The sequence below is a fragment of the Rhodococcus sp. MT28 genome (assembly GCF_058792695.1).
The window spans coordinates 1-1,025 of record NZ_JBXAFD010000067.1 but is presented as its reverse complement, the minus strand read 5'-3'; the positions used below and the strand labels follow the sequence as shown (position 1 = coordinate 1,025).

1 protein-coding gene is annotated in these 1,025 nt (G+C 59.8%); it reads left to right on the top strand.

Annotated features, from left to right (window positions below; translation table 11 throughout):
- Positions 1 to 120: 120 nt before the first annotated feature.
- Positions 121 to 1,025 (top strand): IS1380 family transposase (locus AC1Q6C_RS33625; RefSeq protein ID WP_492667130.1); only part of this gene is annotated, 905 nt, incomplete at its 3' end.

Genomic DNA, 1,025 nt, shown 5'->3' with positions numbered 1-1,025 from the left:
CCTGAATCCACCGATAGAACTTCCATTGACCGGAGTGTCTAACTGAAGAAAGTGCCCCCTGAACTGGGATGATTTGAGTTCTCACGCAACAAATCCACCAGCTCAGGAAAGGCACTTCCAGTGAAAGTGTCCCACAAGTTCGTCGAAGATTCCGCAGTGTTCAACGAGAACCACATCGTCTCGTGCGCGGGACTGGTCCCGGTGATGACGTTGGCCGAGCAGACCAGGCTCACGGACCTCCTCGCCGAGAAGATCTCGATCACCGCCACGAAAATCGCATCCGGGGCAGCGAATCCGGCACCAAAATTGGTGACACTGATCGCCGGGATGTGCGCGGGCGCGGACAGCATCGACGACATCGACGTCCTTCGCTCCGGCGGCATGAAGGAGCTGTTCGGCAACGTCTACGCACCCTCCACTATCGGAACACTGCTGCGTGAGTTCACTTTCGGGCACAATCGCCAACTCGAATCAGTGCTGCGTGAACACCTCATCTCACTCGCCTCCCGCACCGATATTCTCCCCGGACTCGTCGATCACGCGTTCATTGACATCGATTCGCTGCTGCGCCCCGTTTACGGCCACGCCAAAGAAGGCGCCTCCTACGGACATGCAAAAATCGCCGGAAAGCAGGTCCTCCGCAAAGGACTCTCACCGCTCGCAACGATACTCAGCACCGCCGATTCCGCACCGGTCATCACCGGGATGCGGCTACGAGCAGGCAAAGCCGCATCGGGTAAAGGCGCAGGCCGGATGGTCACCCAAGCCATCGTCACCGCCCGAAAAGCGGGTGCGGTCGGCACGATCCTCGTTCGTGGCGATTCTGCCTACGGCACCCGCTCCGTCGTGACCGCTTGCTTGCGCTCAAAGGTCGAATTCTCGGTCGTGATGGCCAAGAACACCGCCGTCGCGCGGGCAATCGATTCGATTGCCGAAGACGCCTGGACACCCGTGAAGTATCCCGGCGCGGTACGAGACCCCGAGACCGGTGACTGGATTTCCGATGCCGAAGTCGCCGAAACCAC